General features: G+C 27.7%; 18 protein-coding genes. 11 read left to right on the forward strand and 7 right to left on the reverse strand.

The features are described from left to right. From ACJJVK_RS00080 to ACJJVK_RS00105, 6 genes are all read left to right on the forward strand, one after another. Window positions 1-425 (forward strand): T9SS type A sorting domain-containing protein (locus ACJJVK_RS00080; protein WP_405562112.1); only part of this gene is annotated, 425 nt, incomplete at its 5' end. A 275-nt stretch (window positions 426-700) separates the two neighbouring features. Beyond that, window positions 701-1,348, forward strand: coding sequence for a pyridoxamine 5'-phosphate oxidase (gene pdxH / locus ACJJVK_RS00085; protein ID WP_405562114.1), 648 nt, complete (start codon window positions 701-703; stop codon window positions 1,346-1,348). 32 nt (window positions 1,349-1,380) lie between these two features. Beyond that, window positions 1,381-1,869, forward strand: a complete 489-nt coding sequence (locus ACJJVK_RS00090; protein WP_405562116.1) for a SixA phosphatase family protein — start codon at window positions 1,381-1,383, stop codon at window positions 1,867-1,869. Between the two features lie 7 nt (window positions 1,870-1,876). Next, a complete protein-coding gene (locus ACJJVK_RS00095; RefSeq protein WP_405562118.1) occupies window positions 1,877-2,773 on the forward strand; it encodes a Ppx/GppA phosphatase family protein in 897 nt (298 codons plus the stop codon). Between the two features lie 92 nt (window positions 2,774-2,865). After that, window positions 2,866-3,966 carry an OmpA family protein gene (locus ACJJVK_RS00100; protein WP_215995998.1) on the forward strand — a complete coding sequence of 367 codons (1,101 nt, stop codon included), beginning with the start codon at window positions 2,866-2,868 and terminating at the stop codon, window positions 3,964-3,966. Window positions 3,967-4,147: 181 nt separating this feature from the next. Then, window positions 4,148-5,254 carry an OmpA family protein gene (locus ACJJVK_RS00105; RefSeq protein ID WP_215995997.1) on the forward strand — a complete coding sequence of 369 codons (1,107 nt, stop codon included), beginning with the start codon at window positions 4,148-4,150 and terminating at the stop codon, window positions 5,252-5,254. Window positions 5,255-5,313: 59 nt separating this feature from the next. Here ACJJVK_RS00105 and ACJJVK_RS00110 read toward each other — a convergent pair whose 3' ends face one another. Continuing rightward, a complete protein-coding gene (locus tag ACJJVK_RS00110) occupies window positions 5,314-5,802 on the reverse strand; it encodes a thioredoxin family protein (RefSeq protein ID WP_405562120.1) in 489 nt (162 codons plus the stop codon). 161 nt (window positions 5,803-5,963) lie between these two features. Next, window positions 5,964-6,980, reverse strand: a complete 1,017-nt coding sequence (gene lpxK / locus ACJJVK_RS00115) for a tetraacyldisaccharide 4'-kinase (protein WP_405562121.1) — start codon at window positions 6,978-6,980, stop codon at window positions 5,964-5,966. A gap of 76 nt (window positions 6,981-7,056) precedes the next feature. Between lpxK and ACJJVK_RS00120 the strand changes: the two genes are divergently transcribed. Together ACJJVK_RS00120 and ACJJVK_RS00125 are read left to right on the forward strand one after the other, a co-directional pair. Next, window positions 7,057-8,151 (forward strand): Nif3-like dinuclear metal center hexameric protein, encoded by a 1,095-nt coding sequence (locus ACJJVK_RS00120; protein WP_405562123.1) that lies wholly within the window; start codon window positions 7,057-7,059, stop codon window positions 8,149-8,151. A gap of 2 nt (window positions 8,152-8,153) precedes the next feature. After that, entirely contained in the window at window positions 8,154-8,927 is a 774-nt protein-coding gene (locus ACJJVK_RS00125; RefSeq protein ID WP_405562124.1) for a zinc ribbon domain-containing protein, read from the forward strand. A 75-nt stretch (window positions 8,928-9,002) separates the two neighbouring features. Here the strand turns inward: ACJJVK_RS00125 and ACJJVK_RS00130 are convergent, their stop codons facing one another. From ACJJVK_RS00130 to ACJJVK_RS00145, 4 genes are all read right to left on the reverse strand, one after another. Further along, on the reverse strand, window positions 9,003-10,901 hold the full coding sequence (locus ACJJVK_RS00130; protein WP_405562126.1) for a DUF349 domain-containing protein: 1,899 nt from the start codon (window positions 10,899-10,901) through the stop codon (window positions 9,003-9,005). A 107-nt stretch (window positions 10,902-11,008) separates the two neighbouring features. Continuing rightward, entirely contained in the window at window positions 11,009-11,767 is a 759-nt protein-coding gene (locus ACJJVK_RS00135) for a shikimate dehydrogenase family protein (protein WP_405562127.1), read from the reverse strand. Further along, a complete protein-coding gene (locus tag ACJJVK_RS00140; RefSeq protein ID WP_405562128.1) occupies window positions 11,742-12,755 on the reverse strand; it encodes a DUF368 domain-containing protein in 1,014 nt (337 codons plus the stop codon). Before ACJJVK_RS00140 ends, ACJJVK_RS00135 begins: the two co-directional genes overlap by 26 nt. After that, window positions 12,756-13,679, reverse strand: coding sequence for a DUF368 domain-containing protein (locus tag ACJJVK_RS00145; RefSeq protein WP_405562129.1), 924 nt, complete (start codon window positions 13,677-13,679; stop codon window positions 12,756-12,758). A gap of 101 nt (window positions 13,680-13,780) precedes the next feature. Here ACJJVK_RS00145 and ACJJVK_RS00150 point away from each other — a divergent pair, with 101 nt between their 5' ends. Beyond that, a complete protein-coding gene (locus ACJJVK_RS00150) occupies window positions 13,781-14,560 on the forward strand; it encodes an MBL fold metallo-hydrolase (protein WP_405562131.1) in 780 nt (259 codons plus the stop codon). Between the two features lie 91 nt (window positions 14,561-14,651). Here ACJJVK_RS00150 and ACJJVK_RS00155 read toward each other — a convergent pair whose 3' ends face one another. Then, a complete protein-coding gene (locus ACJJVK_RS00155; protein WP_405562133.1) occupies window positions 14,652-16,022 on the reverse strand; it encodes a tetratricopeptide repeat protein in 1,371 nt (456 codons plus the stop codon). A gap of 194 nt (window positions 16,023-16,216) precedes the next feature. Between ACJJVK_RS00155 and pyrR the strand changes: the two genes are divergently transcribed. Both pyrR and ACJJVK_RS00165 read left to right on the forward strand, forming a co-directional pair. Then, window positions 16,217-16,756 (forward strand): bifunctional pyr operon transcriptional regulator/uracil phosphoribosyltransferase PyrR, encoded by a 540-nt coding sequence (gene pyrR, locus ACJJVK_RS00160; protein WP_215995987.1) that lies wholly within the window; start codon window positions 16,217-16,219, stop codon window positions 16,754-16,756. A gap of 1 nt (window position 16,757) precedes the next feature. Then, a complete protein-coding gene (locus ACJJVK_RS00165; protein WP_215995986.1) occupies window positions 16,758-17,687 on the forward strand; it encodes an aspartate carbamoyltransferase catalytic subunit in 930 nt (309 codons plus the stop codon). Window positions 17,688-17,691 lie beyond the last annotated feature (4 nt).

Here is a 17,691-nt window from a genome sequence, read left to right on the forward strand (position 1 = left end):
TATTTACATCTAGTGCATCTCAAGAAAAGTTAACTGCAGAAGATTTAACAATGTTAACCTTTACTTTTTTACCTGTTGAAGCAAACACAACTGAGTTAGATTTAGAAATTTCTGATGTAAAGTTTACTAAGATTGCTGTAGAAGATCAAGTTATCGAAAAAATCGAGACTTTTGAAAATGAGTTTATGGCATACCCTAACCCATCAAAAGGAAATGTAAACTTATTATTATTCAGTGAAACTGATACAGAAGCAACTGTAACTTTATCTGATGTAACTGGTAAAGTGATTTACAAAGGTAAAACTCAGTTAAATGCTGGTAAAAATGAATTAGATTATAACTTTAAAGTTAAAACAGGAGTTATGTTATTACAAGTAACATCTCCAGAAACTGATTACGGAACATCTAAAATTATTTTTAGATAGATTCAATAAAAATTTATAAAGAAAATCAATAGTTTGAATAATTTTTAGGGGTATTAATTTGGAACTATTGACTCCAGGAGAGCTGATTTATCAGCTCTCTTTTTTTTGTTTAAAATTTCCAGAAAATGAAACATCATTATTATATTTATGAAATTTTCTTATAGACTATAATTTTTAAAAAATAAAAACTAATAGATGTTTTAATCTTTTTCATTTTATAAACTAGTAATCGATTCAATTAACATTCGTATTTTTGTATCAATAACAAAAAGAAAATGTCTAAAGATTTAAGTAGTTATAGAAAATCATACGAAAAGCAAGAGTTATTAGAAAGTAATTGTCCTGAAAACCCAATGGAATTATTTAAAACTTGGTTTAAAAATGCAGATGATTCAGAAAGTGTAGATGAAACCAATGCTATGAATATTTCTACAATTGGTTTAGATGGTTATCCTAAAAACAGAGTTGTTTTATTAAAAAAAATTACTTGGGAAGGATTTATTTTTTACACAAACTATACATCAGAAAAAGGAAAAGCAATAGAAAGAAATAATAATATTTGTTTATCTTTTTTTTGGGCAGGTTTAGAACAACAAATAATTGTAAAAGGAAAAGCAGAAAGATTAGCCGAAAATTTATCTGATGGTTATTTTGAATCTAGACCAGATGGTAGTAAATTAGGTGCTTGGGCATCTAACCAAAGTACGGTTGTATCTTCTAGAGATGAACTAGATAAAAACCTAAAAATGTTCGAAAGAAACTTTAAAGATAAAGAAATTTTAAGACCAGAACATTGGGGAGGATATTTAGTAAAACCAGTTTCTATAGAGTTTTGGCAAGGTAGACCCAACAGAATGCATGATAGACTTAGATATTCTTTACAAAAAGATTTTTCTTGGAAATTAGAACGATTAGCACCTTAATTTTTATATTTACAATTCATTAACCAAATTAAATGAAAACACTTTATATAGTTCGTCATGCAAAATCTTCTTGGGAATATTCAGGAATTGATGATATAGATAGACCTCTAAAAAAACGAGGAATTAAAGATTCGCATTTAATGTCTAAGCATTTAGCAAAAAATATTGAAAGACCAGATGTTTTTGTGTCTAGTAGTGCAAATAGAGCCTTGCATACATCAATAATATTTTGTGAAAACATGGGATACCCTTTAGCTAACCTGCAAATAAACAGACAATTATATAGCTTTAGTGACGGTTATTTAGTAAAAACAGTATGTGCTTTAGATGATGCCTTTAACTCTGCTATTATTTTTAGTCATGATCATGGTATTAATACCTTTGTAAATAAATTTGGTAATAAACCGATTGCACATGTAACTACTTGTGGAATAATTGGAATTAAATTTGAAGAAAAACACTGGAAAAACATCAAAAAAGGAAAAACATTTATGTTAGAATTTCCTAAAAATCTTAAATAAATTAAACTTGTTAGAAATAAAAAAATATGGAGCCATAGATATTGGTTCAAATGCAATAAGACTACTAGTTTCTAATATAATTATTAAAGATGGTAAAGACACTCAATTTAAAAAATCATCTTTAGTACGTGTACCAATTCGTTTAGGTGCAGACGCTTTTGTAAAAGGTAAAATTAGTGATGAGAATATTACTAGAATGATAGATGCTATGGAAGCATTTAAGCTTCTTATGAAAGTTCATAATGTAGAAAAGTATAAAGCTTGTGCAACATCTGCAATGAGAGAAGCACAAAATGGAACTAACATTGTAGCACAAATTTTAAAAGAAACTGGAGTTCAAATTGATATTATTGGAGGTAAAGAAGAAGCTGCAATTATATCATCTACAGATTTAAGCCAACTTATTAGTGGAGATAGCTCTTATTTATATGTTGATGTTGGTGGAGGAAGTACAGAGTTTACTATTTTTTCTGGAGGAGAAATTACAGTTTCTAAATCTTTTAAAATGGGTACAGTACGTTTATTAAACAATAAAAAATCTGTAAACAAAGCCATTTTTGCGGATGTAGAAAAATGGATTAAAAAAAATACAAAAGATTTAAAAAACATATCATTAATAGGTTCTGGAGGTAACATTAATAAACTCTTTAAAATGTCTGGCAGAACAGAAGGTAAACCAATTTCTTTTATCTATTTAAATGCTCAATATCAGTTTTTAAAAAAAATGAGTTATCAAGAAAGAGTTTCTGAATTAAGCTTAAATCCAGATAGAGCTGATGTTATAATTCCAGCAACAAAAATTTATCTTTCTGCTATGAAATGGAGTGGAGCAAGTAAAATATACGTCCCAAAAATTGGTCTTTCAGACGGAATTATAAAAAGTTTATACTACAATAAGATATAATTTCTTGTTTTAATGCCAATTTTTAAATGTTTTTAGTACATTTGACTTAATGTTAATCACTTAATTCGAAGTATTTATTAATGTTAAAAATCATGAAAAAAAAATTACTTAGTATCCTTTTGTTAATGGTAGGTGTTTTGGCTTATGGTCAAGATTTACCAGAAAACCCTGAGCCAGGAAAATGTTATGTTCGTTGTAAAACTCCAGATATTTGGAAAAATGAAACTGTAAGAGTTGCAGTTGCACCAGAATATAAAAAAATAATCACTTATCCAGCAGAGTATAAAACAATTCAAGAAAAAGTTTTAATTAAAGAAGCAGGTCAAGAAATTTTAATTGTACCAGCTGTTTGGGGTTCTCAAGAAGTTACTTATTTTGAGAAAGAAGATGCATCTAAATTAGAGGCTCAAAAAGCAGTTTTTGTTCAAGGTTTTGAAACTGTAGAAATTAAAGCGGCATCTGCTAGCTGGCAAATGAGCGAAAAATTACCTAACTGTACTTCAGACAATCCAGATGACTGTAGATATTGGTGTTATAAGCCTTTACCTGCTGAATTTAGAACTATGCCAGTAGAAAAATTACAAAGTGATGCTACTGTTGTACAAATTCCACTTCCTGGTGTTAAAAAAACTTATGAAAGAAAAGTAATGGTTAAACCACCAACTACCTCTATTGTAAAAACTGAACCAGTATATAAAACTATAGAAAAAACAGTTTTAGTTAGTGATGCAAGAAAAGAAGAAGTAGTTGTACCTGCTGTATACAGATCTATTACTAAAGAAATTTTAGTTAAAAAAGGAGGTTTAACTTCTTGGAAAGCTGTAGACTGTCAATTAGTAGATAACACACCTTTACCAATTAATTGGGATTTTTCTAGTTCTGTTTTAAATGATGGTGCAAAACAAATTATAGATGCTAGATTACTACCTATTTTAAATGATGGTATGGCTGTATTTATTGAATCTCATACAGACATGAGAGGTACTAAAAGAGATAATCAAGAATTATCTGATAGAAGAGCAAAAGCAGTTACAGATTATTTAATCTCTAAAGGTATTAACTTAAGCCAATTATATGCTAAAGGTTTTGGAGAATCTAGATTATTAAACAAATGTTCTGATGGTGTTGTATGTTCAGAAAACGAACATGCTGTAAATAGAAGAACAACTTTTAGAGTGGTAAATCAAAATTAAGAGATTTTACACATTCATATTTTAAAAAAAACGAAGCAAATTTGCTTCGTTTTTTTTGTTATTTACACCTGTTAAATATTTCTTAAAATTATTTTATTTTTTTTGTGACTTTCTAATAGTTTTGTGTCAAACTAGTAACAAATTAAAAATTTTACTAACAAAAACAAAATCAGTTTAAATCATGAAAAAAATTTTATTTAGCAGCGCATTTTTTCTTTTAACAGCTAGTGCATTTTCGCAAGTATTAACATTGCCACAAAACCCAGAACCAGGTAAATGTTATGTAATGTGTAAAACTCCAGAAGTTTGGAAAAACGAACAAGTTACTGTAGAAGTATCTCCTGCATACAAAAAAATAGTTACACACCCAGCACAATATAAAACTGTAACTGAAAAAGTATTAATTAAAGAAGCTACCGAAAAATTAGAAATTGTACCTGCAGTTTGGGAAACTAAAGCAATTACTTACACTGCAAAAGAAGATGCAAACAAATTAAATGTAATAAATGCAATTTTTGCTCAAGATTCTAAAACAATAGAAACTAAAGCAACATCTGCAAGCTGGCAAATGAGTGGTAGAAAACCTGGTTGTGAATCTAGTGACCCAAATGATTGTAGATATTGGTGTTATAAACCAGTACCTGCAACTTATGTTACTATACCCTTAACAAAATTATCTGCAGATGCAAAAACAGAAACTACTAAAGTAGCTGGTTTCGAAAAATCTTATAACAGAAGAGTTATTGTACAGAAAGAAACTACTAGAACAGTTACAATACCTGCTGTTTATGGTACTGTAAATAAAACAGTTTTAGTTAAAGATGCATGGCAAGAAGAAATTACTGTACCTGCAGAATTTAAGAGTGTACAAAAAGAAGTTTTAGTAAATAAAGGTGGTTTAACATCTTGGAAAGAAGTTGAGTGTGAATTAGTAGACAATACTCCATTACCAATTAACTGGAACTTAAACAGTGCTACTTTAACGCCTGCTGCAAAAAGAATTATAGACTCTAGGTTATTACCAATTTTACAAGATGGTGTTGCTATTGCATTAGAATCTCACACAGATTCAAGAGGAACAGAAGCTAACAATCAAAACTTATCAGATAGAAGAGCAAAAGCTGTTAGAGCTTACTTAATTTCTAAAGGAATTAACTCTAGCCAATTAACTGGTAATGGTTTTGGAGAATCTAAATTATTAAACAGATGTTCTAATGGTGTTGCTTGTTCTGAATCTGAACATGCAGAAAACAGAAGAACTACTTTTAGAGTAATTAATCAACAATAAGAAGTTCTTATACCCCATATAAAACGAAAAACGAAGCAATTTGCTTCGTTTTTTTGTTTCTAATACTTTCTTATTACAGATTGGAAATAGGGATAATAATACTCTGTCATTACATATCCTTTTTTTTCTGCTAATTTTTTTCCTCTAAAATTAACCATCATTAAATTCGGAAAAGATTTAACTTTATATTTTTTCTGTAAATATAAATTCTCTTTCATTTTAGCAGGTGCAACCAAATCTCTTCTTCTAGGTATATCTACTTCTAAAAGTACCAATTCTTTATCAGATAAATTTTTAAATTTTTCAGTACTAAATAAATCTTTATCTAAAATTTTACAAGGCCCACACCAGTCTGAACCTGTAAAATAAATTAAAACTACCTTTCTTTCCTTTTTAGCTTTTTTTAAAGCTTCTTTAAAAGTAGGCATCCAATTTAGGTTTTCTTTACTAAATTCATTAACTTCTATTGCATTAACCGCTATTTCTTGAGAAAAGCTACTTTGTATCGTTAACAAACCAACAATAAATAATCCTATTAACTTATTCATATTATATTTCGTTTCTTCAAAAATATCAAAAATAATACCATTATTAAAATATAAACAGTGACTTGCTAAATATTATTGTGTCATATAATTGTTAAGTAATCTTTTTAAGAATACTACTAACAAAAATTCAAAAAAAGAAACCGATGTTTTTAACATCGGTTTTATTGTATATGGTCAATTATTTTTTGATTAAAACCTTCTTTTTGATTGCCTAAAAAACGAGTTTCAATTTCAATATAATATAGGTTTTTCAATTCTTCTGATAATCGAATATAATCTTTTTCGGTGGTCAAAATTATTTTTTTGTTAGATGTTAACGCATCAAACTTAATATTTATTTCTCTAATTTCTTCGGATGAAAAATGATGATGATCTGCATATTTTAAATGAATATAATTAATTTTATTATCATCTAAATAATGTAAAAGCGGATTTGGATTAGCAATACCAGTGATCAACAAAACTTGATACTCTTTTAAATCATCAACAGATATTAAACTTTGTTTCGATTTTATTTCACCATAAGAAATTGTAGTAAAGAAGACTTCTTTATGATATTTATTTAACTTCTTTTTAATTGATTCTTGTTCACTAAAATTTAAATTTTTAGGGCATTTCGTTACAATAATTACATCTGCTCTTTTTGCTCCACTCCTACTTTCTCTCAAATTTCCTGTAGGTAACAAAAAATCATCTGTAAATAAATCATTAAATTTAGTTAGTAAAATATAAAAACTTCCTTTTATCTTTCTATGCTGATAAGCATCATCTAACAAAATAACTTCTGGCGATTTTTGTTGAACCAAATTTTGAGCTCCTTCTACCCTATTTGCATCAACTGCAACATCAATATCTTTAAACTTTTTATAGTATTGCAAAGGCTCATCACCAACATCTAAAGCTGTATGATTATCATTTAACAAAACATAACCATTAGTTTTACGTTTGTAACCTCTACTTAAAACAGATACTTTAAAAGCACCTTTTAATAGTCTTATTAAATATTCAATTTGAGGTGTTTTACCTGTACCACCAACACTTAAATTACCAACTACTATAATAGGAGTTTTAAAAGAAGTTTGTTTAAAAAAACCAACATCAAAAAATAAATTTCTGATAGTTGTTATAGCATCATAAATAATTGCAAATGGAAATAATAAAAATCTAAGAAATTTCATTAATACGAAAATAAGTCATTTTTATGGATTGATGAATTGAAAATAGTAACTTTGAATTTAGAATTAATTTTGTTTTATGATAATAAAAGACATCACAAATTACATCGAAAAACTTGCGCCTTTAAACTATGCAGAAAGTTTTGATAATGTTGGTTTATTAATTGGTAATTACAGTACAAAAGTTACAGGAGTACTTGTTGCGTTAGATACTTTAGAGGAAACAGTAGATGAAGCTATTGCAAAAAAATGTAATTTAATTGTTAGCTTTCATCCTATAATTTTTAGCGGATTAAAAAAACTGAATGGTAATTCTTATGTAGAACGTGTTGTTTTAAAAGCCATACAAAATAATATTGCTATTTATGCAACTCACACAGCTTTAGACAATTCTAAAAACGGGGTTTCTGCAAAAATGTGCGAAGTTTTAGGCTTAACAAATACCAAGGTTTTAATTCCTAAAAAAGGTATTATTAAAAAATTAACTACTTATGTACCCAATAAAAACGCTAACAATTTAAGAACTGTTCTTTTTGATGCTGGTGCTGGAAATATTGGTAATTATGACAATTGTTCTTTTAACGTTTCTGGTGATGGAACTTTTAGAGGAAATGAAAATTCTAATCCTGTTTTAGGAGAAAAAGGAAAATTACATACAGAACCTGAAACCAAAATATCTGTAATTTTTGAAAGTAAAAATGAAAAATCTATTTTAAAAGCTTTGCAAGAAAATCATCCTTATGAAGAAGTTGCTTATGAAATTATAACCACAGAAAATGTACATCAAAATATTGGAATGGGAATGATTGGAGAACTAAACACTGAAATGGATGAAAAAAACTTCCTAAAATATCTTAAATCTACTATGAAAACAGATTGTGTTAGGCATTCTGCTTTTATCAACAAAAAAATAAAAAAAGTAGCGGTTTTAGGTGGCTCTGGAAGTTTTGCAATTTCTGATGCAAAAAAAGCTGGAGCTGACGCTTACGTAAGTGCCGATTTTAAATATCACGAGTTTTTTAAAGCAGAAAATTGTATTCTTTTAGCAGATATTGGGCATTATGAAAGCGAACAGTTTACAAAAAACCTTTTGGTTGACTATCTTACGAAAAAATTTAGTAATTTTGCAATCATTTTATCAGAAAAAAGTACAAATCCTATATATTATATATAAACATGGCAAAGAAGAAAGAAATTTCGGTTGAAGCAAAATTAAGAGCTTTATATGACTTACAATTAATAGACTCTAGAATTGACGAAATTAGAAATGTTAGAGGTGAATTACCTTTAGAGGTTGAAGATTTAGAAGATGAAGTTGCTGGGTTAAATACTCGTATTGCGAACTTAAACAAAGACGTTACTAGTTTAGAAACAGATATAAATAACAAAAAGTTAGCTATTGATGAATCTAAATCATTAATGAAAAAGTACGACGAACAACAGAAAAAAGTACGAAATAATAGAGAGTTTGATTCTTTATCTAAAGAAATTGAATATCAAGATTTAGAGATTCAATTAGCTGAAAAAAGAATTAATGAATATAAAGCTAAAATTGCTCAGAAAAACGAAGTAATTGATGCTACCAAAGAAAAACTAGAGAGACAAGAGAAACATTTAGGTCATAAAAAATCTGAATTAGATGCTATTTTACAAGAAACTCAAAAAGAAGAAGAGCTTTTAATTAAAAAGTCTCAAGAATTTGGTGAGTCTTTAGATACCCATTTATATGCAGCTTATAACAGAATTAGAACCAAAGTAAAAAATGGTTTAGCTGTTGTTGCCATAGAACGTGGAGCTTCTGGAGGTTCTTATTTTACAATTCCACCACAAATACAATTAGAGATTGCTAATAGAAAGAAAATTACTATAGACGAGCACAGTGGTCGTATTTTAGTTGATGCAGCTTTAGCTGAAGAAGAAAAAGAAAAAATGGATAAGTTATTCTCTTAATTCTTTTTTAAAATATAAAGTATAAAAAAACTCGAAGCTTCGCTTCGAGTTTTTTATTTATCAGAATAATATGTATTAATAATCTAACTTTTTTAGATAACTTAATTTCTGTTTCCAGATAGCTTGTTGTTCTTTAAAACCATCAATTTGATTTCTAACATTAATAACTAAAGGGTTATCTGCTTTAGCATTAGAGAAAAAGCCTAAATTGTTTTCTAATTGCTGAATTTCTCTAACAGACTCATCAATCTTTTTTCTAACAAATAATTGCTCAGAATCTAACTTTCTAAAATCTTCTTCTGCCAAATAACCATCAACTAAAGTAGTAAACTTAAGCATTTCTACTTCTGATTTATCCATAGATAAACTAGCTAATAATTTATCTATTTGTTTATTAAATTTACCTTCTAAATGACGTGCATTTCTTGGTAATCTTCCTAAACTTCTCCAAGTTGTAATTGCTTCTAAAACAGATTCTTTGGTAACTTCTTCAGTTTCTTTTAAAGTATCTAAAAATTCTTTTTTAGCAACAACAGTAGCTTGATCTTCTTTACTTGCAGCATTTTTTTCTTCATGAAACCTATCAAAATAATGATTACATGCAGCTTTAAAGCGTTTCCAGATATCATCAGAAAATTTACGAGGTACGTGACCTATTTTTTTCCAATCAGATTGTACTTTTTTCATGGCATTTGTAGCCATTTCCCAATCATCGCTATCTTTTAAAGATTCTGCAAATTCTATTAAAGCTATCTTTTTCTTTAAATTTTCTTGCTGTTCGTTTTTTTCTTGCTTGTAAAATACATTTTTAGCACTATTAAATTTTTTAGTAGCTGCTTTAAATTTTTGCCAAACATCTTCACTTTTATTGTAAGGTAATTTACCTACAGTAAAATACTGTTGTCTTATTTTTTCGAACTCAGTAATACTTTTTTGCCAATCGTTATGTGTTTTATTATTAGAAGTATCATAAGCTTCTATTAAAGCAATAACTTCTAATTTTTTTTCGATAATCTCTTGATGTTTAGAGCGCATTTCTCTAAAATAATCGTGTCTCCTATCGTGTATTTTTTTAGTTGCAGCACTAAATTTATGCCAAACTTCTTCTCGCATTTCTTTAGCAACTGGCCCTACATCTTCTTTCCATTTTTTGTGTAAATCTTGCAGTTCTTTAGAAGCATAATTTATATCTTTTTCTTCTGCTAATGCTTCTGCTTGCTTTATAATTTTTAATTTTTCTTCTAAATTATGTCTAAAATCTAAATCTCTTAAATCATTATTTAAATGCAATAAATCATAAAAACGTTCTACATGATGATGGTAAATTTTCCATGTATCATTGTAGTGTGATTTTGGTACAGGACCAATAGTTTGCCAAGTTTCTTGAATTTCTTTAAAGTTTTTATACATTGTAGAAGCATCTGCTTCTTCAATTAAACTTTTTAAACTTTCAATAGCTTCTACACGTTTTTCTAAATTTAAATTTAACTCTTTATCTAAATTTTTATAATACGCATCTCTCTTATTCTTATATTCAGATAGTAAGCTGTTGTATTCAGATTTTACAGGGCTAGAAAATTGAAAATCTATTGAATTACCACCTTCTGCTAAAAAAGTTGCTTTTTTTTCTGCAAGTAAAGCACCAAATTGCTGGTTAAAAGCACTTTTAATAGCTTCTACTTGGTTTTTAATTTTCTGAACAGAGCTATTATTTAAAACCGTTTTTAGACTAGCTGCTAACTCTTCTAAAGTTTGGGTTGAATAATCTACTTCTGGCGTTTCATCTTCTTTAGACTCTTCTTTTTCCGCACTTTCTGCAACAGAATCTTCTACTAATTTAACAGCTTCTGTAGTATCTGTATCAACCTCGCTAATAATAGCCTCAGTTTTGTCTTGAGTGCTTTCTACAGTTTTAGTAACTTCTTCTGGTTTTAAATCGTTTTTTTCAACGTTTTCATCATTATTTTCTAACATATCTACAATGTTTAAAGATCAGTATAACAATACTGTTATATTATTATCAAAAGTACTGACAACTTACTTTAATTGCAAGTTATATTGATAAGTATAATTTAAAATTATTATTCATTCCAAATTCTCCAAGATTCTTCTGCTTGAAGCTTTAACATTTCTAGTCCATTTTTAATAGTTGCTCCATTTTCTTTTCCTTTTGATAAAAAAGTACTCACTGCAGGGTTGTATATTAAATCGTAAAGTATATGTTCTTTTGTTATAAATTGATAAGGAATGTTTGGGCATTTATCTATATCTGGTGATGTACCAACAGGCGTAGAATTAACAATTATTGTATATTTTTCAATAACTTCTTGGGTTAAATCATCGTAAGAAATTTGCTTTTTACCCTTTGGTTTTCTTGATACAAATTTAAATTTAATATCATTTCTTTTAAAAGCGTAAGCAATGGCTTTTGATGCACCACCTGTACCTAAAATTAAGGCTCTTTTATGTCCTTTTTTTAAAAGTGGTAAAATTGAGTTCTCAAAACCAACAACATCAGAATTATAACCTTTTAAATCGCCTCTTTTTGTAAATTTTATAGTGTTTACAGCACCAATTTCTTCTGCTGTTTTATCTAATTTACTTAAAAACGGAATTACATCTTCTTTGTAAGGTATGGTTACATTTATACCTTTTAAATTATTATTTTCATCAATAATAGATGGGAATTTTGTTATATCTTGTAAATCGAAGTTTACATATTTATTAGCTTTTAAATCTAATTCTTTAAATTTCTCTGTAAAATATCCTCTAGAAAATGAGTAAGATATATTTTTACCTAACAACCCAAATAATTTATCTATTTTTTCTTCTTCTTTCATAATAATCTATTGCTAAAATTAATCCTATACCTACAAAAATAAAAAATACAGCTAAAACTGTTTCTAAGCTTAAACCTTCTGGTAAAAAACGTTCATAATTTTCTATTATTTTGTGCCCCTCTTTATCTACTAAAAAAACACCATCTTCTTTTGCATAAATTGTTACTTTCCAAGGCCAAACAATACCTAAAGAACCAGTAATAAACCCAATAATTATTGCATTTACCATTTTGTTCCATCGTTTTAAAACATAACCTAAAACATGAGAAATAGATACCAAACCAAATGCAGAACCACCTGTAAAAACGGCTATAATTTTTAAATACTTTATTTTAACAGGATCTGAAAATACTTGAAAATTACCTGTTAGAACATTAGTTATAACATTTAATAAAACATTTACAGAATCTACTAAAAGCAACACATAATTACCCATTAAAATTAAGATAAATGAGCCTGAAAGCCCAGGAAGCGTCATGCCAGAAACACCTATTATACCACAAATAAAAACAAACCAAAGATTATCGTTTTCTTTTGCAGGGGTTAAAAAACTAATGGCTAAACCTAATGTTACTCCAAATATTATATAAACAAAATTCTTTTTACTCCAATCTCCAAAACCTTTGCCAATATAAAAAATTGAGCCTATTATCATTCCAAAAAACCAGCTCCAGACATACAATTCGTAACGTTGTAAAAAGTAATCTAAAATTAAAGAAACACTAAAATAGCTAAAAATACTACCTCCCATTATTAGTAATAGAAACTGAGCATTTATATATTGATAAAAACTTTTGAATTTACCACTAACTAACAATTTAAAAGACGTTAAATTTATTCTTTGAAAAGAATAAATTAACTCTTCATAATAACCCAAAACAAAAGAAACTGTACCTCCAGAAACACCAGGCACTTTATTGGCTGCACCCATTGCTAACCCCTTTAAAAACAAATTAAGCTTTTGTTTAAATGTTCTTTCTTTTTGCATTTAATGCTTTTTAACCGCTAGTTTTTCCATAATTAAAATTAAAGCAAAACCAAAAATAGCTAAAATAACTGCAGGTAATAATTGAGCATCACCATCAAAAGAAAAAGGAGAAATACTTTGTTGATTAAATGGAACTTTAATTCCATGTGAATTTGTACGCCAAGTTAAAGTTTCTTTCCAAGGCCAAATTTTATTTAAAGAACCAATAATAAAACCAGTTAAGGCTGCCAAAGTGTAGTTTTTATAATTGGCAAATAACCATTTTAATACTTTAGAAAAAGATAATAAACCTACTACAGCACCTACCATAAAAACAAGTATTGTTTTAAAATCTCTATCATTCACAGCATCTAAAACTGGTTTATACGCACCTAAAAGAACTAAAATAAAAGAACCAGAAATACCTGGCAAAATCATAGCACAAATAGCAATAGCACCAGCAAACAAAATGTATAAAGATGATGAACTCTCAGAAACCATAGGGTTTAAGGTAGTTATATAATAAGCCAAAAATGCTCCTAAAATTAATGCTATTACAGAAACAAAATTCCATTTAGAAATTTGTTTGGCAATGTAAATAATACTTGCCAAAACCAAACCGAAAAAAAAAGACCACAATAAAATTGGCTCGTTTTCTAATAAATATTTTATGGCTTTTGCTAAAGATATTATACTAATAAAAATTCCAATAAAAAGTGCCAATAAAAAATTACCATTTAATTGTTTCCAAGCTTCTTTAAAACCTTCTTTCTTTAAAGTTTTGAATAAGTCTAAATTCACATTACTAATAGAACCCAGTAATTCTTCGTAAATTCCAGAAATAAAAGCTATTGTACCTCCAGATACACCAGGCACAACATCTGCAGCACCCATTGCCATTCCTTTTAAACTAATTATAATGTAATCTTTAATAGTTCTATTCATTTTCAGTTAGGATTTTAAAAAACGAAGATAATAGATTTTAAAGAAATCTTTACCACAACTTTTTTGATTATTCTTATATTTGAAAGAACCTTTATTTTTTTATGATGAGAAAACACTTTTTTACGCTTACAATTCTATTTTTAACGCTTTTATCTTGTAAAAGTGAGCAAAACAAAAAAATTACAGAATCTAAAAAAGAAGAGATTATAGTTTCTGAAACAAAGATAACACCTGTAAGTCATGCAACTGCTGTTATTGAATTTGATAAAACTACTATTTATTTAGATCCAACAGGTACTACTGATGCATTTTCTAATTTTAAAAAAGCAGATTATCTACTAATTACAGACATTCATGGAGATCATTTAAATTTAAAAACTTTAAATTCTTTAGACTTAACTTCTACAACAATTATAGCTCCAGAAGTTGTAGCTCAAAAAATATCAGAATTAAAAGTTAAAGAAGTTATTACCATTAATAATGGTGAAACAAAAAACTTCGACAACTTTAAAGTAGAAGCAATACCAATGTATAATTTAAGAAAAGAAGCTTTAAAATTCCATAGTAAAGGAAGAGGAAATGGATATGTTTTAACTATTGCAGATGAACGTATTTATTTTTCTGGTGATACTGAAGATATACCAGAAATGAGAAATTTAAAGAATATAAACAAGGCCTTTGTCTGTATGAATTTACCTTACACGATGAATGTTGAAAGTGCTGCAGATGCTGTTTTAGCTTTTAAACCAACCAAAGTTTACCCTTATCATTATAGAGGTACAGATGGTTTAAGTGATGTTGCAAAGTTTAAAGAAATAGTAAATGAAAAAGACAAAAATATAGAAGTTATTCAGTTGAATTGGTATCCGAAGAAAAAATAACAATTATTACAAATAATTTCTGAAACTGAATTATAAATTTTCACAGATTATTGGATACTTTTTTTAGTAGATTGTATAGCATTAAAAAAAATTATTCTAAAGCCTTTTTATAATTGGTTAACAATTTTTGCACTTTTTTATCATCATAAACTGTTGGAAATAGTTCGTTTAAAATTGAATGATATTCATAATCTACTTTCATAGCAGAAATTAAATGATTAAAGCCGTATTTCTCTTTATCTAAAATAAAAAATAAACCTGCTAACCTATATTCTACTTCTGCAAAATCTTTGTAAGTCTTCTGAGCTTTATTAAGTAAATTAACAGCTTTATCAAATTCACCTAAAAATGATAAAACATCACTTAAAGCTATGTATATTACTAAAGCATTATCATTTAATTCTAAACAGTTTTCATAACCTGTAACAGCTTCTTCATAAAAATTTAGTTTTATTTTAATTTCAGAATATCGCCTCCAATACACAGAATTATTTTCATCAATTTTTATAGCTTTAGAGATATAATAAGATGCTTTTTCATAATTTTCTTGATTAAAAAACAAGTTGGTTAATAAAATCCAAGCTCTATCTAATAACGGATCTTCATGCACTGCTTTTTTATAAAAAGAAACTGCCTCTTCGTATTTATTTAATTTCTCGTAACATTCACCTATTCTAACATATGCAAATGCTGTTGGATCATCTAATTCTAAAGTAATTAAATAATTTTCTATTGCTTTTTCATAGTCTTTTAATTCTTCTAAAGTTTTGGCTTTTTCTAAATAACCACCAATAAAATGTTCATCAATTATTACAGCATAATCAAAAGCAGTTAATGCTTCTTTAAAATTATCTAACATAAAATATTGCCTTCCTAATTGATGCCAAGCAACTTCACAATATGGATTTATATCAATATAATTATTTAAATATTTTATGGCTTGTTCATGCTCTTTTTCCATATCAAAACAATACACAATATTATAAAGCGCAGAATAATCTTCATAATCTACATCTATACATTTTGTAAAGCTTAAACGTGCATTTTCAAAATCATCTAAATACAAATACTCCATACCCATTAAAGACCAAACATCAACTTTATCTTCTGTAAAAGTGAGTGCTTTTTCTAGGTTGATGATAGCATCTTTATGATTACCTAATTTAGATTTTATAGTTGCCTTTTGTATAAAAAGCTCGTCGTTATTAGGCTCTATTAATTCAATTTTTTTTAACAAAGAAGATGCTTTATCTAATTCATTTTCAAAAATATACAATTCAACTCTTAAAAATTTTAAATCAATAGATTCAGGGTGTTGTTCTAAACCTAACTGAACCGCTTTTTTAGCCAATTTATGCTTACCTGCATCTAAATAATGGATTATAATTTCCTCAAACTCAACCAAATCAAAGAAATAAATTGCATTGGTTTTAAGCATGGATTCAAATTTTGTTAAAGACATTGCTATCGTATTTGAATTATACACATTAAAAATAATACAACTCTGTAAGCACTTTTTATAAAATAGTTTTTGTTTTCAACAATTTAATTAACAAATCTTAATTTACAATTAGTTTCTATAAATTTTTGCACATACATTTATTTACATTAATTTTGATTTTCAATAACTATCAACTTAAATTTGATAGCTTTCTTATGAGCAAAAAAACCTTACTTAACTCAAAAGATATTGAAATCATACTTCATAGATTGGCTTGCCAATTAATTGAAAACCATAACGATTTTTCTAATACAGTTTTAATTGGTTTACAACCAAGAGGTTCTTATTTAGCCAATAGATTAGCCAATTTATTAAAAACTGAATATAAAATTAAAGACTTACAATTAGGGCTTTTAGACATTACTTTTTATAGAGACGATTTTAGAAGAAGAGATGAACCTTTAGCTGCAACATCAACCAAAATTAACTTTTTAATAGAAGATAAAAAAGTAGTAATTATAGATGATGTTTTGTATTCTGGTAGAAGTGTTAGAGCAGCTTTAACTGCTTTACAATCTTATGGTAGACCAAAAAACATTGAACTACTGGTTTTAATTGATAGAAGATTTAGCAGACATTTACCTATTCAGCCAAATTATAGAGGCAGGCAAGTAGATGCTATAAATGAAGAAAAGGTATTGGTTTCTTGGAACGAAAACAATAAAAAAGACGCAGTTTATATTGAGCAAGCATAATATGGATAAATTAAGTGTAGAACATTTATTAGGTATAAAATACCTAAACCCAAATGATATTGATTTAATATTTAAAACTGCAGATCATTTTAAAGAAGTAATTAACAGACCTATTAAAAAAGTACCTTCTTTAAGAGACATTACTATTGCCAATTTATTTTTCGAAAATAGTACGAGAACAAAACTTTCTTTTGAATTAGCAGAAAAAAGACTTTCTGCAGATGTTATTAATTTTTCTGCTGGGCAATCTTCAGTTAAAAAAGGAGAAACTTTAATAGATACAGTAAACAACATTTTATCTATGAAGGTAGATATTGTTGTTATGCGTCATGGAAATGTTGGAGCAGGTGTTTTTTTATCAAAACATGTAGATGCTAAAATTATAAATGCAGGAGATGGAACTCATGAACACCCAACACAAGCTTTATTAGATTCTTACTCTATTAGAGAAAAATTAGGTTCTGTAAAAGGTAAAAAAATTGTAATAGTAGGAGACATTTTACACTCTAGAGTTGCATTATCTAACATATTTGCACTACAATTACAAGGAGCTCAAGTTAAAGTTTGTGGCCCTACAACCTTAATACCTAAATACATTTCTAGTTTAGGTGTAGAAGTAGAAACCAATCTTAAAAAAGCTTTAGAATGGTGTGATGTTGCCAATGTTTTACGAGTACAACATGAAAGAATGGATATTAAATATTTTCCATCAACTAGAGAATACACACAATTATTTGGCATAAATAATCAGATTTTAGACAATCTTGGCAAGAAAATTGTAATAATGCATCCAGGACCAATAAACAGAGGTGTAGAAATTACTAGTGATGTTGCAGATTCTGATCAATCTATAATATTAAACCAAGTAGAAAATGGTGTTGCAGTAAGAATGGCAGTTATTTATTTATTGGCTCAACAGATTAAAAGATAAAGTT

It is taken from the genome of Polaribacter sp. Asnod6-C07 (assembly GCF_045063625.1).
In the GTDB taxonomy this organism is placed as follows: domain Bacteria; phylum Bacteroidota; class Bacteroidia; order Flavobacteriales; family Flavobacteriaceae; genus Polaribacter; species Polaribacter vadi_A.